Genomic DNA, 20993 nt, shown 5'->3' with positions numbered 1-20993 from the left:
GTAGTAAACCTTTAGGATAGTAAGGAGGGATAGTATGGCGCTCTTAACGAAAAAAGGAAAAAATACGACGGAACTGTTTTTTGATATTTTTATTTATATTGTTTGTGGACTTGTTTTTTTAGTCATTGCGTATCCATTGTATTTTGTTGTCATCGCTTCAATTAGTGATTCAACATTAGTATCGACAGGAAAGGTGCTGCTTTTTCCTAAAGGGATCAGTTTCTTTGGCTATCAAGAAATCTTCCAGGATACTAGGATTTGGAATGGCTATAAAAACACAATGATTTATTCATTGCTTGGTACGTTAGTAAATCTTTTACTAACATTGCCAGCAGCATATGTGTTATCAAGACAAGAATTCAGAGCTAGAAGGATATTAATGTTTTTCTTCGTTTTTACGATGTTCTTTAATGGTGGGTTGATCCCTACATATCTACTAATGAAAGATTTACAAATCATTGACACAATGTGGGTATTCATTGTTCCATTCTCGGTTAATGTTTTCAATCTCATTATTACAAGAACCTTTTTTGAAAGTAATATACCAAAGGAAATGTATGAAGCAGCGTCTATTGATGGATGTAGTCATTTTACCTTCTTCTTAAAAATTGTTCTTCCATTGTCAAAGGCGGTTGTGTCTGTTATTGGACTCTACTATTTAGTTTGGCATTGGAATGACTTTTTTACAGGTTTAATTTATGTTAGAGATTATAGTTTACAGCCTTTACAAATTGTTTTGAGGGATATCTTGTTGTCGAATCAAGTGTTTGCTGAAGGGGCTGGAAGTGGTGGCTCTGCTGGTGGATATGCACAGCGATATGCGGATCAAATTAAATATGGTGTTATTATCGTTTCGACATTACCGATTCTAATCGTATACCCATTTATTCAAAAGTACTTTGAAAAAGGGGTAATGATTGGCTCTGTAAAAGGTTGAATGAATAAAGGAAAGCTATTGGTCAAAAGGTCGGTAGCTTTTCAGTGATTTTAAGGGAATTTCGATTCTTGGAGGCGGAAATGAGTGAAAAATATAAGTGAATGGTATATCCGTTTTGGTGAGTGGAGTTTAAAATTATTTCTGTTAAACCTTCTATGGCTATTATTTTCGATTGCTGGACTATTTGTGTTCGGTTTGTTTCCAGCAACTGTTGCACTGTTTGCTGTCATACGAAAACTCACTATGGATTCAAGGGAAATCTCTATTTTTAAGCTTTTTCTCCACACGTTCAAAAATGAATTTTTAAAAGCAAATCTCTTAGGATATATTTGGGCAGCTATCGGGCTTATTTTATTTTTAGATTTACGAGTTCTCCAACAATTACAAACAACGATTTTCCATCAATCGTTAACAATTATATTGTACGTAATTATATTTGTTTTCCTGTTGCTCTCATTATATCTATTACCAATCTTCGTTCATTTTCAATTAAAGAAAAGAGAGTATATTAAGTATGCTTTTGTATTAGCGGTCGGTCGTCCAATACAATCGATATTAATGATAGTAGCCTTTTTGGTCACCCTTTATCTCATGTGGAGCTTCCCGGGAATCATTCCTGTTTTTGGTGCAAGCTTATTAGCCCTTGTTCTTATGAAGATGGCGTCGATTTCTTTTCCAAAATTGAATTCTTCAGAGATAGAGGTAAATCAGTAGAGGGAAAGCAAAAGCTAAAATCGAAACTGCTCTGAATAATATTTAAAAGGATTTTTCTTATCATGTGAATTTTACCTTCAAATTGGAAGGTCTTTTTTGATAGCCTGTTAAGCTAAATTAAGAATTATTTGTGTAGCTTCTAAAAAGAAAAGGGGTTTGTTATCCAAATCCCTTTTGTTCAAATTTCATGTGTTAAAGTTTATTCCGAAGAGTTAATGGAATTTTTGTAAGGATATGCTCAGGAATTCCTCCATCTGCTTTAACTTGTATTTCTCTCCCACTAACTAAAATATTAAGATATTCCCAGTAGGCTATAAAAAAGTTTTCAGAGGAGTCGTATAGAAATTCCATCCATCCTTCAGCGACGACTATATTTTGCCTGTTCAGTACTTTAATTCCTGAAAAATTTTCAACAGTTCCATCTAAGTATTGTTCGTCATGTCCCTCTATACAGCTGTTAGTCCAATCAAAGAACAATGCTTTATCCTGTATGCCATAGTATGTTAAATCATCGATAAGCTGATGTTGGACAACAGCTCTTAACCTTGGGCCCATCTTATCAGAATGACCGTAATCGAGATAAGTGTTCTTCAACTATTATTCCCCTTTATACGATTAATTTGTCTTTGAATAGAGTGCCGCATTCATGCCAGCGAGTCTCCCGGTTACGAGTGCAGAAGTGATGTTGTACCCTCCTGTATATCCGTGAATATCTAAAAGTTCGCCACAGAAATACAAGCCTTGTTTAAATTTAGATGCCATTTCCCGAGGGTGAATTTCTTTTATCGATACTCCTCCACCTGTTACGAACGCTTTTTCTAATGGTAAGGTTCCATGAACTTGAAATTGAAATTGTTTACAATCCTTTATAAAGCCACGGAGCTTTTCGTTTGAAAGATTATCATATGTAATTTGCGGATCGATTTCGTTTTTTTCTAATAAAAACAATAAGTACCGTTCGGGAAGAAGACCTTTTAACACATTTTTTATCGCCTTTTTTGCATCTGTCTTTAAATTTCTGACAACTTCTTGAAAGAGCTGCTCCTCATTTTTACTAGGAAGTGCGTCAATGCTAACGGTAATTGCATTTGTTTTAAATTTTTTCATCGCTTTAACGACATATTGGCTACATCTTAAAACTGCTGGACCTGATATCCCAAAATGAGTAAAGATCATATCCATTTGATGAGTAATGATTGGTTTTCCTTTTGGATTTAACACACTAAGGGCTACATCTCTTAATGATAAACCTTGAAGAGTTTTATTTTGAATAAACGGTTCATTCGATGTGATAGGTACCTCTGTAGGAAACAATTCAGTAATCGTATGTCCTGCTTTTTCAGCCCATGGGTATCCATCTCCTGTACTCCCTGTATGTGGAACGCTTTTACCTCCAACTGCTAAAACAACTGCTTTTGTTTCAATCGATTCTCCACTCTTTAATATGACGGTTGTTACTTTTGTATCATCATACATAATATCTTTAACTGGCTCATTCGTTCGGACTTCTACTTTCAATCTTTTAAGTTCATTCAATAAAGCATCGACAACAGATTGTGCTTTGTCTGTTACTGGGAACATTCGACCATGGTCTTCTTCTTTAAGTTCGATCCCTAGCTTTTCAAAAAATGTAATGATATCTTCATTGCTAAATTCAGAAAAGGCACTATATAAAAACCTTCCATTCCCTGGAATGTGTTTAATGATTTCATCAACTGGTAATCGATTAGTAACGTTGCAACGACCCCCACCAGATATTGCGAGCTTTCTCCCAAGCTTATTCCCTTTATCGACTAATATTACGCGAGCACCTTGTTCGCCAGCAGCAATTGCCGCCATTAAACCTGATGGTCCACCACCAATGACTAAAACATCATAGTTCAAAATTTGTTCACAACCTTTATTATTCTAGAGTCTATCCTATTATAGCTGAAACCTATAAAATAAAAAAACGTATTATAAGTTTGGAACAAATGAAACAAAAATATGTTTAAACAGAAGTAGTAGAGCTATTAGATAAAAAAGGATAATTTTATCAGTCTAAATCGACAGAATCCGCAGTAGGTAGTATAAAGTTGCAGGAATCGACAATATCCGCTCCTTTTTAGAAAAATCAGGTATAGATACTTATGGTATAAGCATAAGATTGTGGTAAAATAGAAAAGTTGAATCTTCATAGAGAAGAATGGTGAATAAGAAACATGTCGAATAATTTATTAAGAGGTACATTTGTTTTAACCTTAGGTACATATCTCTCAAGAATTTTAGGGATGATTTACCTCATTCCATTTGCGGCAATGGTTGGAACAGATGGTGGAACTCTCTTTCAAACCGGGTATGCCCAATATACAATTTTTTTAAGTATAGCGACAGCAGGCTTTCCGGCTGCAGTCTCGAAATTTGTTTCAAAATATAATGCGATTGGTGACTATAAAACAAGCAGGAAAATGTTTAAAGCAGGGATAATGGTCATGTTTGTGACAGGACTGATTGCTTTTATCCTCTTGTATGTTCTTGCGCCAACCCTCGCTCATAGCGCCCTAGCAGAGAAAGAAATTAGTAATATTACTGTTGATGATGCGGTTTTAGTTATCCGGATGGTCAGCTTAGCTCTTATCGTTGTCCCGCTAATGAGTTTGATTCGTGGATTTTTCCAAGGTCATGGTTCAATGGGGCCAACAGCTGTTTCTCAAGTAATTGAGCAGCTTGTAAGGATAGTCTTTTTACTTGTTGCTACGTATCTTGTGTTAAATGTCTTTAATGGAGGCTTAGTTTTAGCTGTTGGATACGCAACATTTGCTGCGTTTGTTGGAGCGATTGGTGGATTGTTGATTTTGTTTGTTTATTGGGTAAAGCGAAAGCATACGTTATTGGCAATGCAGGAAAACAGAGTGACTTCTCGGAATATTCCGCTTGGGAAAATGTTTAGAGAAGTTTTTACGTATGCAGGTCCTTTTGTATTTGTAGGCTTGGCAATCCCAATTTATAACTATATTGATACGAATACGTTTAACCGAGCAATGATTGACGCGGGATATAAGGATATAACAGTAGAAATGTTTTCGGTATTATTGCTCTATGTACCGAAATTGGTCATGATTCCAGTGTCATTAGCAACAGCATTTGGATTGACATTGATTCCTTCTGTGACGGAATCTTTTACAAAAAATAATCGTGAATTATTGCATAAACAAATTGATCAAACGTTACAAATCATAATGCTAGTTACTTTACCAGCAGTTATAGGATTATCTGTTTTAGCTGGACCGGCTTATAGCATTTTTTATCATGGAGTATCTGAAGAAATTGGGAAAGAAATATTAATGTGGTATTCACCAGTTGCATTGTTATTCTCCTTGTTTACAGTGAATGCTGCGATATTACAAGGAATTAATAAGCAAAAACTTGCTGTCATTAGCCTTGTCCTTGGAATTATTGTTAAGCTTGCTCTTAACTCAACACTAATTCAAATGTATCAAGGTGTTGGCTCGATATTAGCAACGGCTGCAGGCTACTTATTATCATTAATTTACGGATTTGCAATGATTAAAAAACATACTGGCTATTCGTTTAAACTGCTAATAAAAAGATCAGTGCTAATGGTTATGATGTGTATTTTTATGGGGTTAGTCCTATCTGTTGTCCAATCTATTTTAGCGATTTTTGTTCAATATCAAGATGGATTGGTACAATCAGCAATCGTAGCTGGAATAGCGATTGTCATAGGAGGAGCATCATATCTATATTTAGCATACCGTACACATTTATTAGAAAAGGTGTTGGGAAACCGTCTCAATCGCTTCTTACCAAAATCACGTGCGAAGGGCTAAGTAACTTACATCTAGGAAACAATAGCATTACAATAAACGAAGGGGCTGTCTTACATTTAGGGTCAGTCCCCACCGAATACTGTGGTGGGGGAGTGCTCAGAAAAGACAGCCTCTTTCAAAACCTTCTTTACGAAATAGGAGAGAGTTTTTTATGAGAGTTGATAAATTATTAGCAAATATCGGCTATGGTAGCCGTAAAGAGGTAAAAAAACTCCTTAAAACGGGTGTAGTTGTTGCGGATGGAATCGTTATAAAGGATCCGAAAACACATGTTGACCCCGAAAAACAACAAATTACAGTTAATGGAGAAAAGATTGAGTATAAAGAATTTGTATACCTTCTTATGAATAAGCCTGCAGGATACTTATCTGCAACAGAGGATGACTACCAGGAAACGGTCATTGATTTATTAGAAATGGAAGATGCGATTCTCCAGCCTTTTCCGGTCGGACGACTTGATAAGGATACTGAAGGCTTATTGTTTCTAACAAACGATGGGCAGCTTGCACATCAATTACTTTCACCAAAGAAGCATGTGCCAAAAACATATTTTGCGACTATTTTAGGTAAGGTGACAGAGGCGGATATCGATGCCTTCAAGCAAGGTGTAGAGCTTGATGATGGCTATGTAACTAAACCAGCAAAGCTTGAAATTCTTTCAGCAGGGAATCAATCAACGATTCATGTCACAATTACAGAAGGAAAATTTCATCAAGTGAAGCGGATGTTTGAAGCTGTAGGCAAAAAAGTAACCTATTTAAAACGAATATCGATGGGGCCAATTGTATTAGATGAAGAAGAATTGAATTTAGGAGAATATCGCGATTTAACCGATGAAGAGGTAGAAGCTCTAAGACAGGCACAACCAATTGATTTGTAAAGCTTTGGAATATAAATGGATGATTAAACAAATTGATAAAACGGAGTGGAGCAAAAAAGAGGAACCTTAATTTTAAGGTTCCTTTTATGTATAATTAGTTTTTTTCGTTTCTTAAGAAGACATCTTTACCTTTTTCTTTGTAGTGGCCCATTTACCTCTTGTTGGGCTGTGTACCAAATCGTTATACGCTAACACATTTAAATCACGCTGAATTGTTCTTGGTGTTATACCAAATTCATCAACAAGTTGTTGTGTGGTCACGGTACCACGCTCATTAATAAACATGTAGACAGACTTGATTCTGGTTAGCATACGGTTTGTTGAAGGTTTCAAAAAACCACTCCTTATCGTTTGATCGCACTGGCAATGCCGACTACAACCTTTCGATGACTGCAACTTCAGATGTTCTTCTAACATATCTTAATGATTGGTAAAGCGTTATAACAATATTTTACACGAATTCGACATGGAAAATCCATAGAAATGATTAAATTTACAAAATATTAATATTTTTGCATTACCAAAAGGACTACTACTATAGCTTTCTTACACTAAATTTATATGACGATTATTCTAACTTGTATGACAGTAAAGTGAAATTCTTTGCTTGATTTTGAATCCTTTTTATTGGAAAAACGTATGTAAATATAAGGAGTGAGCAAAGTGGATATTTTAAATATTTCAATTGAAAAAGCTGGTTATGAAGAAAATCAATCCATTATTCATGATGTCCAATTTTCCCTACATAAAGGTGAACTAATTGGAATTATCGGCCCTAATGGTGCTGGAAAGAGTACAACGATAAAGACATTATTAGGAGTAATCGAATATGTAGAGGGGGAAACTTGGAAACGAGAAGGTAGTACATATGCTTATATACCCGAACGACCAATCTTTTATGATCATTTAACATTGTGGGAGCATCTAGATTTATTAGCTTCTATCAACGAGATAGATGACAAGACTTTAGAGGCAAGAGCTGAAACATATTTAGAAATGTTTAAAATGGACAGTGTTAGACATGAGATGCCAGCTACTTTTTCAAAGGGGATGCAGCAAAAAGTAATGATCATTCAGGCTCTAATATTAAAACCAGATTATTATATTGTTGATGAACCATTTATTGGACTTGATCCAAGTGCGATAAAAATGTTTATTCATGTAATGGAGGAAGAAAGGAAGCGTGGAGCTGGAATACTTATGTCAACACATGTGCTTGATACTGCTGAGAAAATATGTGATAGATTTCTGTTAATTTCTGAAGGGACTGTATTTGCTCAAGGAACATTAAGAGATATCCAAGAGAAAAGTGGATTACGAGATGGGTCGTTACTTGACTGTTTTCATCTTATGGCTGAAGGTAGGTTATATGGGTGAGTGGATATCAGCTATTTTATGGTCGGTTAAAGCAGGATCTTCGCAATCAATGGAAGATCATTCATTCCATTTTTGATTGGACAATTATCGTGTATCTCCTCATCCCTGCACTCGTTTTTGGGGGGATTATGTATTATTCCTGGTGGCAAGCTCCGCCTACATGGCTTAAAGGATTTTCGATTATCAGCTTTGCATTTATAGGTTTTTTCCTTTCATGGCAAGGGATGATTCGCACTTTTATGGAAGAGGCTGATCAGTTATATTTATTACAGCATAAGCAAAAGGTAATCCAGATGAGGTGTTTGGGGGCTATCTATTCTTTCGTTTTATTGCTAGTAAAATGGGTAATTGTTTTACTTCTTCTTTTACCATTAACAAAACATTTTAATGAGTGGAATGTAAATCTATTAATTACAACGATTTATTATTTTTTTAGTTTAAATTTATTTATTTCTACATATAAACAGCTTACGTTTCGATATCACTTCTGGAAAAAATGGCTTGTGATTTCGTTTGCTGCTATTTTATTAGGTATTTTAACTTTCCTAGTTATGAATCAATCATCCGTGATAGTTCTTCCTTTATTAGCGTCTGTTTTATGCATTTTTTCAATTAGACAGCTGTACATATACCAAAGGCAATATCGAACCTTTTCTACAGATGTTGAAAACGAAAAAATGAAAAAGGTGAAACTATCATCATTCATTTTAACTATAAATCCAGAAATACATATGCCAAAACAAAAGCCTAAAAAGCGCTCAATTATATTATGGGGTCGTTCGGAAAGGATTTTTAAAAGTCGAACACCTGTCAATGGTGTTACAGAATTATTCATCAAAGCGTTCTTAAGAGAAAAGACGTATATTTTTAACTATATTCAGTTTATATCTTTAACATCGGCACTCATTATTTTATCACCAATTTGGTTGAAGTGGGGGGTCTTTATAGCGTTTTGGTTCTTTTTTCAGGAATGGCTTCGTTTATTATTTCATGAGTTAATTAAGCAAAATCCATACTTTGTCATTGAAAAGGAGAAGAAAGATTATCTAATTCAGGCACAAGGGAAATGTAAAAGAATTTTTGCTTCACCAGGGATTATTTTTCTATTTATCGTTACTAGTATAACGACGGGGATAGCAATTATTTTTTAATGGTTAGTTTGGCCTAGACTTTTCAATTTCATGATTTTTTCTATCGCTATTTAAGCTCTCCTTTTTGCTTCTTGTCTGTGGAGAGCTTTTTCTCGTATTTTAATAGAGTCTATGTGTGTAATATTCATAAATCAACAATATGCTTGTAACAATGTTTAATTAAGACAATAATAGATGGAGAAACACGTTTGTTTTTCCAGGAAGTGATTCATGGTATCCTTAATGTATATACTAGTAGCATCACCTAATTTATCGGAGGGAACGTATTTTGATTAAATTAAAAAGCAAACGAGAAATCGATTTGATGCATAAGGCAGGGCAATTGCTTGCAAATTGTCATAAAGAAATTGCCAAGCGAATTAAACCAGGTGTAACGACATTTGAAATCAACTCTTTTGTTGATAAATATTTGTCTGAGCATGGAGCAACCCCTGAACAAAAGGGCTATAAAGGCTATGAATATGCAACATGTGCATCAATCAATGATGAAATATGCCACGGTTTTCCACGACATACGCCGTTAAAAAATGGCGATATTGTTACAATAGATATGGTTGTAAATTTAAATGGTGCTTTAGCTGATTCTGCATGGTCATATGCTGTTGGAGAGGTTTCAGATGAGGCAGCAAAGCTTTTACAAGTAACAGAGGAATCATTAAATCGTGCAATTGAAAAGGCTGTGATTGGGAACCGACTTGGAGATATTGGGCATGTGATTCAATCATATGTTGAAGGAGAAGGGTTTTCGGTAGTCAGAGACTTTACTGGCCACGGTATTGGGGAAACGATACATGAATCACCGACTATTTTGCATTATGGAGAACCGAACAAAGGTCTGCGGATAAAGGAAGGTATGGTCTTTACTATCGAACCGATGGTCAACATTGGTTCTTGGGAATCAAAAATGGACGATAATGGTTGGACGGCAAGAACTATAGATGGGAAGCTTTCAGCACAATACGAGCATACGATTGCAATAACGAAGGAAGGGCCGATTATTTTAACAAAGCAATAGAACTGGTAAAGAGGGGGGCTCAAACCCAAGGGGTTCAGACAACTCATATATAGAATGAGGTTAGTTTACTATAAATGGTGTTTGTTGGAGGGGGGCCGATCCTTTTGAGTCACCTCTTTTTGTTTTTTTATCATGAATCTATTCTTGTCAGAGAAATACATAAAACGATATGATATTTCATATAGTCATGTACAAATGGGGGCAAATATGGAATTAGATATTTCAAAACATTCACTACCAGTTTTTGAAGCACTTGCAAGCAATGTTCGCATCAATATTATTCATTTATTAGCGGAACAGCCAAGAAATATGAAGGAATTGGCTGACGCGTTAGGCTTAAGCAGTGCGATTATAAGTATGCATGTAAAAAAATTGGAGAAGGCAGGAATAATTCGAACCGACCGGATACCTGGTAAGGGAGGGGTTCAAAAATTATGTGTTCTTTATGTAGATAAAATGGAAATTACGTTTCCAACCAAACAACAAGTAAAACAAGAATACCATCAAACAGAAATTTCAATCGGTCATTATACAGATTTACAAATAAGACCTACTTGCGGGTTAGCTACTCCAGAGAAGATTATAGGTGAGTTTGATGATCCTCGTTACTTTTTTGATGGAGAACGTGTAAATGCAAAAATTCTTTGGTTTTATCAAGGATATATTGAATATAAAGTTCCTAATTATTTACTTTCAAGTCAGCATCCGAAGGAATTGGAAATATCTATGGAGCTATCCTCAGAAGCACCGTTTACAAATAGTAATTGGCCGTCTGATATTGACTTTTATTTAAATGATGTTCATTTAGGTCAGTGGACTAGCCCTGGAGATTACGGTGATAGTAGGGGGAAATACACACCGTCTTGGTGGCCAAGTGTTGTCAATCAATATGGGCTCTTAAAGAAAATTAGAATTACAGGCCATGGAACATATTTAGATGGAAAACTATTCTCAAATGTTACATTGAACGATGTTGCGATTCGCGAAAAACAATGGACATTTCGAATTGCTGTTGAAGAGGATAGTGTTCATGTTGGTGGAGTAACTTTGTTCGGGAGTGGGTTTGGGAATTATAACCAGGATCTAGTGTTTCAGCTTTTCTACGAAAAAGAGAATTAAACAACTTAAAGAAAAAGAGGGTGGCTCAATACCAAAGGTTCAGACCCCACAAACACAATATATAGACTTATATATCAGTGTTTGTTGGGGTCTGAACCTTTTGAGTTACCCTCTTTAAAAAGCTAAGTTAATGGCCACCAATAAATGCGAGTTGGATAAAGAAAAGAATAGCAAAAATATAGACGAAAATGTGAACTTCTCTCCATTTTCCTTTTGCGATTTTTACTAATGGATAAGAGATAAAGCCTAGAGCAATACCAGTAGCAATGCTTGACGTTAATGGCATACTTAAAACGACAAGAAATGCTGGAAATGCTTCATCAAGCTCCTTCCAATTGATTTCGGCAATTGCACCCATCATTAAACTTCCGACAATAATAAGGGCTGGAGCAGTAATTGCTGATAAATTTGAAACTGCACTAATTAATGGACTAAATAATAATGTTAAACCGAATAATATTGAAACAGTTAATGTCGTTAAACCAGTACGACCACCTGCAGCAACTCCTGAAGAGGATTCAATATAAGCACTTGTAGGGCTTGTTCCAAACATTGCACCAACTGTTGTAGCTGCTGAATCAGCTAATAACGCAGTTCGTGCTCTTGGAAGCTCATTTCCTCTCATTAAGCCTGCTTGTTGAGCAACTCCAATCATCGTACCTGTTGTATCGAAAATTGTAACTAATAGGAATGAAAATACAACGGCATAAAGACCGTGTGAAATAACATCACCGAATGCTGTAAATGGATTTGCGACAATAATTCCTTCAGGAAGGCTTGGGAGAGAAACGAATCCTTCTTTAAATTCAAGCTGACCAGTAAAGAAAGCGATTATGGCTGTAATGACCATTCCTATAAATAAAGCACCATGGACATTTAAGCTCATTAACACTAATGTTATGGCTAGCCCGACAATAGCTAAAATAACAGATGGTGAATGAAGATCGCCAAGCTTCACTAGGTTGTTTGGATCTGCTGTTATAATTCCTGTTAAACGTAAGCCGATAAAGGCGATAAATAATCCTATACCTGCTGTAATTCCATGCTTTAAATTATTCGGGATTGCCTCAATTAATTTTTTACGGAAAGGTGTTAACGATAAAATAATGAAAATAATTCCAGCAACAAACACAGCGGAAAATGCTGTGGAATATGTAATATTTTCATTTGCTCCAACAACAGAGTAAGCGAAATATGCATTTAATCCCATTCCTGGTGCAATTGCAATAGGGTAATTCGCTGCTAAAGCCATCCAAAGTGTTCCGATAATGGTAGCAATTATCGTTGCAGTGAATACTTGATTAAATGGTACCCCTGCGTCAGATAATACGATCGGATTAACAACTACTATATAAACCATCGTTAGAAAAGTTGTAATACCTGCGAAAATTTCTGTTCTGACCGTTGTCTTATTTTCTGCTAGTTTAAACATATGTACCCCCGTTATACGAACGTTTTTTCAAAACATTTATAATAATATTCGTTATTTATATATTTTGCAATAGTTTTTTAATTATTTACCCAATGATTCTTTATCTTAACAAACAAATACGCTACGATTTTGATATTAGTATGTACGGGAAAAGAAATAATAGACCATTAAGACCGTTTCTTTTGCTTATTTTATCTACATACTAATATAGTAGAAGAATGTACAGAGTAAATGGAGGTTAATCGTTATGAATTGGAAACAAGAAGTTGAAGCTAGAAAAGATGATTTAATTAATGATGCTAGGGCATACCTTCAAATCAAAAGTGTTCTAGATGAAACAACTAAAAGTGATTATGCTCCTTTTGGAAAAGGAATAAACGATGCATTTAATCATTTATTACAACTCGGTGAGGATTCAGGTTTTCAAGTGAAAAATTTGGATGGGTATGCTGGTCATATTGAGTTGCCAGGAAGCGGTGAAGAAATTGTAGGAGTCCTTTGTCATGTCGATGTGGTTCCTGAAGGTGATGGCTGGTCAAGCGATCCTTATGGTGCGGAAATTAGAGATGGAAGGATTTATGCACGTGGTGCACTTGATGATAAAGGACCGACGATTGCTGCATTTTATGCGATGAAAATTGTAAAGGAGCTAGGTCTCCCGTTAAAGAAAAATGTGCGAATGATAATAGGAACCGATGAGGAAAGTGATTGGCGTTGTGTAGAGCATTATTTTAAACATGAAAAAATGCCAACAGTAGGATTTGCACCAGATGCTGATTTCCCAATTATATATGCAGAAAAAGGGATTATCGATTTAAAGTTAAAGCACACTGCTGATATAAAAGATGAATCACATGGGATGAAGCTTAAATCTTTTCATGCTGGACGGAGATTTAATATGGTACCAGATTTAGCAGAAGCAACTGTAATTGTTAATGAAGAAATAGCAGATATAAACAAGTTATTTACTGACTTTTTAACTAAGGCCAATGTGTCTGGTGAATATAAATATTTAAATAATGAATATATGTTTTCGGTAAAAGGGAAATCAGCTCATGCGATGGAGCCAAATAATGGTGTAAATGCTGGAATTGTATTGGCAAGCTTTTTACATACTTTACAAATAAATGGAAAAGGGGCGCATTTCGTTTCGACGATTGATCAGATTTTCAAAGATGACACAAGAGGGGAAAAACTTCAAATTGCATTTTCAGATGACATAAGTGGTGATTTAACGGTTAACCTTGGCATCATTTCTTTTGAAGATGAAGCAGGGGAAATTGGGATTAACATTCGCTACCCTGTAACAGGTAATGCTGACAAAGTAAAGGCAGGATTTGAGCAAATAGATGGTTTTGAGTTAAATTTATTTAATGATTCAAAACCACATCATGTCGATGAGAAGCACCCACTCATAAAAACCTTACAGCGTGTTTATGAAGAGCAGACAGGAGAAAAAGCGGAATTGATAGCGATTGGTGGAGGAACTTATGCACGTTCTCTTGATGCTGGTGTTGCATTTGGACCATTATTTCCAGGGAGACCAGATGTCGCTCATCAAAAGGATGAATATATAGAGATTGAGGATTTACTGAAGGCAACAGCTATTTATGCACAAGCCATTTATGAATTAGCAAAATAAATAAAAGTAGATGGCTCGTGTGGGTCATCTATTTTTATTTAAGAAAACTAATAAAAGTAAAATTGTCACAAAAGAGGGTACAGCAAGTTATCTTATCTTTAGAGGTTTAGAATAGTAGCTTTATGCATTTAGGGAGATGTTTTTAATAGATTTTTTTTCGTGGTAAAGTTATAAGAGAAGAACTGCTTCCTCTCTTATAACTAAATGGAACAGCTTTTTTATAACTTAAAATGAAAATACATCAGTAGATAAGTATCTTTCACCCGTATCAGCAATCATACATACAACGACATCATTAGGTGTTAACCGCTTTGCAACCTCAATTGCTGCATAGCAAGCTGCACCTGACGACGGTCCTACTAGGATTCCTTCTTCACTCGCTAAGCGTCTCGTAATGTCATATGCTTGGTCATCTTCAATTTTTAGAATTTCATCATACACATTTTCATTTAGAACTGAAGGGATAAAGCCTGGACTTGTTCCAACTAATTTATGCTTACCAGGTTTACCACCAGATAGAACAGGGGAACCAGCTGGTTCAACGACATGAACTTTTAAGTTTGGATAATGTTCCTTCAACGCTTCACCTGTTCCGGTTATTGTTCCACCTGTTCCAGCAGTTGCAATGAAAGCTGATAATGGTTTACCGATAGAATCCATTGCTTCAATAATTTCGGTTGCCGTCGTTTTACGATGAGCGTCTGGATTAGCGGAATTATCAAATTGCATCGGCATAAAACTATTTGGAATTTCCTTTGTTAGTTGCTCTGCTTTACGAATTGACCCTTGCATTTTTTCGTCACCAGGAGTTAGGACAACCTCAGCACCATATGCTTTTAAAATATTTATCCGTTCCTGTGTCATCGTATCAGGCATTACTAGTATAGCTTTATATCCTCTTGCAGCAGCATTCATCGCAAGCCCAATTCCAGTATTTCCACTAGTCGGTTCGATTATAGTTGAGTTAGGCTTTAATAAGCCCTTCTTTTCAGCATCGATAATCATATTATAAGCAGCGCGATCTTTTACACTTCCGCTTGGATTAAAATATTCGAGCTTTAAATAAACAGCAGCTCCATTTTCAGGATTTAAACGATTTAATTTGACTAAAGGGGTTTGACCAATTAGGTCTGCAATATTGTTTACAACTCTCATTTAAGACACTTCCTTTAAAAATTGCTATATTCGGACAAGTAAGTCATATAAAATCATAACATAACAAAAATAAAAAACCTATTTGAATGGATATCATTCTAAATACATCAAATATTGCTATAGGTTTTATATGATGGAAAAGTAGGATAGAATAATCTTCAAGTAATAATTCTTTGAAGGGAGTTTCACATGGATCGACAATTTCATTATTTTCTTGCTGTTCCAATTGCTAAGGATCAAAAAAGCTATTTACATAATTGGGTAGTTCAACATAAAGATCAGTATCCTTTTAAATCATGGGTTCATCAAGATGATTATCATATTACTTTGGCTTTTTTAGGTGCCGTAGCCTCTCCTCAACAATTAGCTAACTTAAAAAATCAAGTTTCACATATTGCACAAAGCCATTCACCTTTTGAATTGAGTTTATCTGGAATCGATGTGTTCGGTAAAAAAGAATCCCCTAGAATACTGTGGGCTGGAATAAATGAATCATCATATCTTCATTCTTTACAAAGACAGGTATTTCATACATGTATCGAAGTCGGCTTTTCCCTTGATAAAAAACCATTTAATCCACATATTACGTTAGCAAGAAGATGGAAATCAGAAGTTCCATTTCAATATACAAATGAATTACGACACATATTTGAGGCTGATAAGCAGACGTTTCTAGCTGATAAAATTCACTTATATAAAACCCATTTAGATCGAATTCCTAAGTATGAAGCAGTCGAAATTTTTTCTTTAAAAGGGTGAATTTATTAAATTTCACTGTAAAAAATTTAATTCAATACGATATAAAGAAGAGGAGCGTCATACAAACGGAACTGTTAACGAATTTTTTAGATATATGAAATAACATGGAATAAAGGAGCTGATTAACGGTTGGCACAATTAATAAAACTATATGATTACATTTCTCGTTATGAGCTCGATGCATATCGTTATCCTAGTCAATTTATACGGTTTAAGAAAAAACAATGGGCGAAGGTCTATGATGCTTGGAAAAGTAACAGATTTCATACCGTTATGAAGGTAAGTGAGCCGGAGTTTACACCATTTATGGATGATGGGGAAAAGAAATCGCTTTTAAAGAAATTAAAAAGTAAATTATCAAAGGAAGAGCCAAGCATCCAAACAATAAAACCTTTGGTTCAAGATGCAGCTCTTGATGATGATGAATTGCAGTTCCAATTTACTACTGTTCCTAAATCTGAAAATGATCTCAAACTTTTGTTTTTAGATTATATATTTCGTTTTCAAATTCGCTGGGCTAGCTCAACTCTTCGTGAAAAATCTTCTGTCGATAAGAAGGTTTATCGTGATAGATTATTACAATATTTTATGCAGCGATTACCAGATCATTATCTTTTGTTGTATAAACCGGTTTTTCTCATGAAAAATGCACCAGTAGAATTAGACTTGATCATAATTGGAACAACAGAAGTTTATTGCTTAACAGTTGTTGAGCATCTTAATGAAACCATCTATACAGGTTCAAAAGATAAATTTTGGCTTGCTAGAAACGGAAAAGATACGAAAAAAATCTTGAATCCCGTAATAAGCCTTAATCGAACGGCAACGGTAGTCCAAAAGGTGTTATCAGTAGGTGAAGCAGATTTACCTGTAAAGAAAATTATTGTAAGTCGCAACGGATATATTGATTATCCATTTGCTCCACACGATATCACATTATTAGATAAAAGAACATATGGACAGTGGTTTAATCGGCTACGAAGCTCTTCGGCACCATTAAAGCATATTCAATTAAAGAGTGCTCAAGTATTGTTATCACATTGTCTAACAAATTCCTTTTATCGAAAGGAATGGAATGAGCAATCACCAGATGAACAACATATAGATTAAACTAAAAAAGGACAAGAAGAAGCTTGCCCTTTTTTACTATCTACTCTTTCTATGATTAGTAGAGTACACAATTAATAGATTTGAAAGTTTCCGAAGGATTTTAAGCTTTTTATCGAGGATATGAACACAAATAAACAAATGACATAAACTAGTAGAGATAACGGAGAAGCGAATATGAATGGTTTATTTTTTATAATAAATCCCGTAGCGGGGAATGGTAAATCAATCAAGATTTGGAAGAAGATAAAAAAAGAACTAGAAAAAACGAACATCACCTATCGTACATTTCAAACAGAGTATTCTGGTCATGCAGAAGTTCTTGCGAGACAGGTAGCCACAATTCAAAATTATCATTTAAAAACAATAATAGTTGTTGGAGGAGAAGGGACGATTCATGAGGTTATTAATGGATTAGCGACATTTCAAAAAGTTAAGATAGGTTTTATTAATGCTGGAAATGGCCATAACTTGGAAAGGGAACTACAATTACCTTCACATCCTGTTAAAGCGCTGAGAAGTATACTCCAAAAAATGAACAGGCGTTCCGTCCAATATGATTTAGGTGAGATAAATTGTGAGGGGAAAACAAGTAGTATACACTTTATCCGTTCTCTTGAAGTTGGCATTAATGTAGTAATCCAAAAGGAAATAGATATGTTTCCACTTAAAAGAATAATGAACTTTCTCCATTTGCATTCTTTTATGTTTATCATTTGTCTTTTAAAGGTATTATACCAATACAAACCAACTTCACTAAAAGTTCATTATGATGGAGAAATGGTTGAATATGAAAATGTTTGGTTGTCTACTGTTTCGAATCTGCCACATCGATATAACAAAATGGAGATTGCGGAAAATACAAACCCAAAAGATGGTTTATTAGATGCGACGATAATACACAGTCTAAGTCGAAATCAAATAATTTGTTTATTCTTGTTTAATATGAAAAGTAAGAAATGGAGGGAAGATGCTATTTCAACATTTCCCTGTACATCAATCAAATTATACGGAGATAATTCTCCTGTATATGCAGATGGAGAGCATATTGGTGAAGGACCAGTTTCAATTTCTGTAAATAAATCGAATGTAACACTAATAAAATAGTTGTTTAGCGGGGGTGGCTCGGTTGCTTAAGGTAAATAGGAAGTATGAAGCTTATTTAGACCGAATGAATGAAATTGTCATCCTACTACCTAAAGAAATGCAAAATGAAAGAAAATCATTTTTTATTGAACATGTTAATGGAAACCATCCATTAGACATTATCGATGTGTTGGATATCGGTAGCCATATTAAATATAGTTGTCAGCATCAGCTTGAAATTGAATTTGGTAAGACTGTAATGATAGTGGATGAAAATGGTGTTTCGACAGATCTGCAAGTAGGTGCAGTCATTCGAACGAATGAGTTTGATCAAATGTTTCGCTACGATGGAGACGATTTAGGAGTTACGTACAAAAAAGAACAAACACTTTGGAAGGTTTGGGCACCAACAGCAACAGCGGTTAAAATGAAACTTTATCAACAAGATAAACAGCAGGTTGCTGTGTATGAAATGGAAAGGCATGAGAATGGAGTATGGTCTCTTACTTTACAAGGTGACTTTAAAGGGTTTTTATATACATTTCTAGCATGTGTTAATCTAGTTTGGAAAGAGGCTGTTGATCCGTATGCAATTGCTGTTTCGATTAATGGTGAATACGGTGTTATTGTTAATAAAGAGAAAATAGCTGTTTCATCAAAAAAATTGCCTCCTTTCCAAAATAAAAATGATGCAATCATTTATGAAGCTCATATACGAGATTTTTCTAGTCATCACGATAGTGGAATGACCCGAAAAGGAAAATACGTGGCATGGTTAGAAAAGGATACTAATAATCAAGCGAGTGATTCAACAGGCGTCTCATATTTAAAGGAGTTAGGAGTTACACATGTAGAGTTATTGCCTATTAATGATTTTGAGGAAGTTGATGAATATCATCCTAATGACCGATACAATTGGGGATATAATCCACTACATTTTTTTGCTCCTGAGGGAAGCTATAGTTTAAACCCTGAAAATCCAACAGAGCGAATAAGAGAAGTAAAAGCCCTGATTCAATCTCTCCATAATCATGGAATTAGAGTTATATTAGATGTAGTTTATAATCATGTGTACTCGAAAGAGAATTCCTCCTTCGAGAAATTAGTCCCCGGTTATTTTTTTAGATACGATGAAAATGGAAACGCTTCAAACGGGACTGGTGTTGGTAATGATCTTGCTTCTGAGCGGTTTATGGTAAGAAAATTTATTATTGATTGTGCATGTTATTGGATGAAAGAGTATGATATAGACGGTTTTCGCTTTGACTTAATGGGAATCCTTGATGTTGATACAATGTCAGAACTAAAAGATAAAATATACGCATTAAAGCCTGATTCGATTCTGCTAGGTGAGGGATGGGATTTGAATACACCACTTCCAATTCATCAAAAGGTAATCACACAAAATGCAAAAATGCTTCCATCAATTAGCTTTTTTAATGACCAATTTCGCGATGTTGTAAAAGGGAGTACTTTTAATCTTTATGAAGCTGGATTCGTACATGGGCATGAAGGTGTTTTCGAACAAATGAAACAGTTAGTATGTGGCTCTCCTTCACGTTTTAGTGAACCAATACAGTCCATTAATTATGTTGAGTCACATGATAATCACACGATGTGGGATCGATTCCTTATCTATTCAGAGCAAGAATCAGTTGATATACGGATGGCAAGACATCGTCTAGCAACAAGCATTGTTCTTCTATCCCAAGGGATCCCTTTTCTTCATGCAGGCCAAGAGTTCTTTCGGACGAAGCAAAGAGTTGAAAATAGTTATAACTCACCTGATGAAATCAATTGGATAAATTGGAGTGATAGATCGCGATATAAAGAAAATGTTGAGTATGTTAAAGGACTCATTCAAATAAGAAAAATGCACGGTGCTTTTCGCTTACCAAATTATGAGTTAATTGAAAAACATGTTACTTTTATCGATGTTCAACAAAATCTTCTATCGTACCAATTAAAAGATGTCGGAGAATTTGGTCCATGGTCGCAAATAATTGTTGTCCATCATAATAAGATTAATCATGAGTTTAAAATCGACTTACCAACTGGAATATGGTACTTAATGATAACTCCTGATACTATTCATTTAACAAGTCCGATGGCTGTTGAAAACGATGTAGCAATTAATAAAATAGGAACGTATGTTTTTTGTAAAATCTAGGCTTTTAGTTTTGCTTGACTATCATTATCCTATGGATATAAAATTTATAAGGATGGCTATTGTGCAATTTTCCATAATCACCAATAGCTATCCTTTTTATTTCAGTTAAATGAAATTATTTTAATATTTTATTATGGTTGCGCGGGTCAATGCCTAATCAGTAAGTTATGTAGGAAAAGTACCTAGTAAAACCTAATAAGTGGTACAATACTAAAGTTAATGTAAAATATTAAATGATAGATGATGCAAGGCGTATACGCTTTTCTAAATTGTCTAGCATAAGCATCTAGCCCCTCGAGGTCTCAAGCCTTGTCGGGGCTAAGCAACGCTTATGCTTTTCGATAAATTCTTAAATGAAATGTTGGGTTGAAATTGAAGGGAAACTGGTTGGAACAAGTATTAGGTAGTGAATGGAAAATAACTCCTGCTGGGGGAGCGACAGGTAATTCATTTTTTGCAACAAGGGATGGACAGGAGCTTTTTTTAAAGCGAAATAGTTCACCTTTTTTAGCTGTGCTTTCAGCGGAAGGGATTGTTCCAAAGCTAATTTGGACAAAGCGGATGGAAAATGGTGATGTTATTACAGCTCAACATCGCTTAGTAGGACGTGAATTAAAAC

General features: G+C 35.1%; 18 protein-coding genes and 1 pseudogene. 14 read left to right on the top strand and 5 right to left on the bottom strand.

Going from position 1 to position 20993, the window contains the following annotated elements:
- Positions 1–34: 34 nt before the first annotated feature.
- Together HU235_RS10125 and HU235_RS10120 are read left to right on the top strand one after the other, a co-directional pair.
- Positions 35–937 (top strand): carbohydrate ABC transporter permease, encoded by a 903-nt coding sequence (locus HU235_RS10125; protein ID WP_174880146.1) that lies wholly within the window; start codon positions 35–37, stop codon positions 935–937.
- 84 nt (positions 938–1021) lie between these two features.
- Positions 1022–1651, top strand: coding sequence for a YesL family protein (locus HU235_RS10120; protein WP_145581729.1), 630 nt, complete (start codon positions 1022–1024; stop codon positions 1649–1651).
- 192 nt (positions 1652–1843) lie between these two features.
- Here HU235_RS10120 and HU235_RS10115 read toward each other — a convergent pair whose 3' ends face one another.
- A complete protein-coding gene (locus HU235_RS10115; RefSeq protein ID WP_174880145.1) occupies positions 1844–2245 on the bottom strand; it encodes a hypothetical protein in 402 nt (133 codons plus the stop codon).
- 21 nt (positions 2246–2266) lie between these two features.
- A complete protein-coding gene (locus HU235_RS10110; RefSeq protein WP_174880144.1) occupies positions 2267–3535 on the bottom strand; it encodes a BaiN/RdsA family NAD(P)/FAD-dependent oxidoreductase in 1269 nt (422 codons plus the stop codon).
- Between the two features lie 317 nt (positions 3536–3852).
- Here HU235_RS10110 and HU235_RS10105 point away from each other — a divergent pair, with 317 nt between their 5' ends.
- Entirely contained in the window at positions 3853–5481 is a 1629-nt protein-coding gene (locus tag HU235_RS10105; RefSeq protein ID WP_174880143.1) for a putative polysaccharide biosynthesis protein, read from the top strand.
- Between the two features lie 151 nt (positions 5482–5632).
- Positions 5633–6361, top strand: coding sequence for a pseudouridine synthase (locus HU235_RS10100; protein ID WP_174880142.1), 729 nt, complete (start codon positions 5633–5635; stop codon positions 6359–6361).
- Between the two features lie 111 nt (positions 6362–6472).
- Here HU235_RS10100 and HU235_RS10095 read toward each other — a convergent pair whose 3' ends face one another.
- Positions 6473–6694: a DeoR family transcriptional regulator gene (locus HU235_RS10095; RefSeq protein ID WP_046590011.1), complete on the bottom strand. Its 222-nt coding sequence runs from the start codon at positions 6692–6694 to the stop codon at positions 6473–6475.
- Between the two features lie 330 nt (positions 6695–7024).
- Here HU235_RS10095 and HU235_RS10090 point away from each other — a divergent pair, with 330 nt between their 5' ends.
- The 4 genes from HU235_RS10090 to HU235_RS10075 all read left to right on the top strand — a co-directional run bounded on the left by HU235_RS10090 (position 7025) and on the right by HU235_RS10075 (position 11023).
- The gene (locus HU235_RS10090) at positions 7025–7738 is read left to right on the top strand and encodes an ABC transporter ATP-binding protein (RefSeq protein ID WP_174880141.1); all 714 of its coding nucleotides are present in this window, start codon (positions 7025–7027) and stop codon (positions 7736–7738) included.
- Positions 7735–8889, top strand: coding sequence for an ABC transporter permease (locus HU235_RS10085; protein WP_170944412.1), 1155 nt, complete (start codon positions 7735–7737; stop codon positions 8887–8889). Before HU235_RS10090 ends, HU235_RS10085 begins: the two co-directional genes overlap by 4 nt.
- Positions 8890–9157: 268 nt before the next feature.
- Complete coding sequence (map, locus tag HU235_RS10080) at positions 9158–9904, top strand: type I methionyl aminopeptidase (RefSeq protein WP_145584229.1); 747 nt, start codon at positions 9158–9160, stop codon at positions 9902–9904.
- Between the two features lie 207 nt (positions 9905–10111).
- Positions 10112–11023, top strand: coding sequence for an ArsR/SmtB family transcription factor (locus tag HU235_RS10075; protein WP_095301680.1), 912 nt, complete (start codon positions 10112–10114; stop codon positions 11021–11023).
- Between the two features lie 127 nt (positions 11024–11150).
- Here HU235_RS10075 and HU235_RS10070 read toward each other — a convergent pair whose 3' ends face one another.
- Positions 11151–12455: an NCS2 family permease gene (locus HU235_RS10070; RefSeq protein ID WP_095301679.1), complete on the bottom strand. Its 1305-nt coding sequence runs from the start codon at positions 12453–12455 to the stop codon at positions 11151–11153.
- 247 nt (positions 12456–12702) lie between these two features.
- Between HU235_RS10070 and pepV the strand changes: the two genes are divergently transcribed.
- Complete coding sequence (pepV, locus tag HU235_RS10065; RefSeq protein ID WP_174880140.1) at positions 12703–14097, top strand: dipeptidase PepV; 1395 nt, start codon at positions 12703–12705, stop codon at positions 14095–14097.
- Positions 14098–14322: 225 nt separating this feature from the next.
- On the opposite strand, the gene cysK is transcribed toward pepV, so the two are convergent.
- Entirely contained in the window at positions 14323–15252 is a 930-nt protein-coding gene (cysK, locus tag HU235_RS10060) for a cysteine synthase A (protein WP_174880139.1), read from the bottom strand.
- A gap of 189 nt (positions 15253–15441) precedes the next feature.
- Between cysK and thpR the strand changes: the two genes are divergently transcribed.
- The 5 genes and pseudogenes from thpR to HU235_RS10035 form a co-directional block, all read left to right on the top strand.
- On the top strand, positions 15442–16011 hold the full coding sequence (gene thpR / locus HU235_RS10055) for an RNA 2',3'-cyclic phosphodiesterase (RefSeq protein ID WP_095301676.1): 570 nt from the start codon (positions 15442–15444) through the stop codon (positions 16009–16011).
- Positions 16012–16140: 129 nt separating this feature from the next.
- On the top strand, positions 16141–17121 hold the full coding sequence (locus HU235_RS10050; RefSeq protein WP_174880138.1) for a nuclease-related domain-containing protein: 981 nt from the start codon (positions 16141–16143) through the stop codon (positions 17119–17121).
- Positions 17122–17295: 174 nt separating this feature from the next.
- Positions 17296–18225, top strand: coding sequence for a diacylglycerol/lipid kinase family protein (locus tag HU235_RS10045; protein WP_095301674.1), 930 nt, complete (start codon positions 17296–17298; stop codon positions 18223–18225).
- Positions 18226–18247: 22 nt separating this feature from the next.
- The gene (gene pulA / locus HU235_RS10040; protein ID WP_174880137.1) at positions 18248–20374 is read left to right on the top strand and encodes a type I pullulanase; all 2127 of its coding nucleotides are present in this window, start codon (positions 18248–18250) and stop codon (positions 20372–20374) included.
- A gap of 366 nt (positions 20375–20740) precedes the next feature.
- Positions 20741–20993 (top strand): annotated as a pseudogene (locus tag HU235_RS10035) (phosphotransferase); the annotation flags it as partial.

Source organism: Metabacillus niabensis, from assembly GCF_902829255.1.
GTDB lineage: Bacteria > Bacillota > Bacilli > Bacillales > Bacillaceae > Metabacillus > Metabacillus niabensis.
This window is presented reverse-complemented; position numbering and strand designations above follow the sequence as displayed.

Excerpts from the sequence above, each read along its gene's own strand:
- HU235_RS10125 (WP_174880146.1), top strand. The coding sequence starts at position 35 with ATGGCGCTCTTAACGAAAAAAGGAAAAAATACGACGGAACTGTTTTTT.
- HU235_RS10045 (WP_095301674.1), top strand. The coding sequence starts at position 17,296 with ATGAATGGTTTATTTTTTATAATAAATCCCGTAGCGGGGAATGGTAAA.
- HU235_RS10070 (WP_095301679.1), bottom strand. The coding sequence starts at position 12,455 with ATGTTTAAACTAGCAGAAAATAAGACAACGGTCAGAACAGAAATTTTC.
- cysK (WP_174880139.1), bottom strand. The coding sequence starts at position 15,252 with ATGAGAGTTGTAAACAATATTGCAGACCTAATTGGTCAAACCCCTTTA.
- pepV (WP_174880140.1), top strand. The coding sequence starts at position 12,703 with ATGAATTGGAAACAAGAAGTTGAAGCTAGAAAAGATGATTTAATTAAT.
- thpR (WP_095301676.1), top strand. The coding sequence starts at position 15,442 with ATGGATCGACAATTTCATTATTTTCTTGCTGTTCCAATTGCTAAGGAT.
- HU235_RS10100 (WP_174880142.1), top strand. The coding sequence starts at position 5,633 with ATGAGAGTTGATAAATTATTAGCAAATATCGGCTATGGTAGCCGTAAA.
- HU235_RS10105 (WP_174880143.1), top strand. The coding sequence starts at position 3,853 with ATGTCGAATAATTTATTAAGAGGTACATTTGTTTTAACCTTAGGTACA.
- HU235_RS10075 (WP_095301680.1), top strand. The coding sequence starts at position 10,112 with ATGGAATTAGATATTTCAAAACATTCACTACCAGTTTTTGAAGCACTT.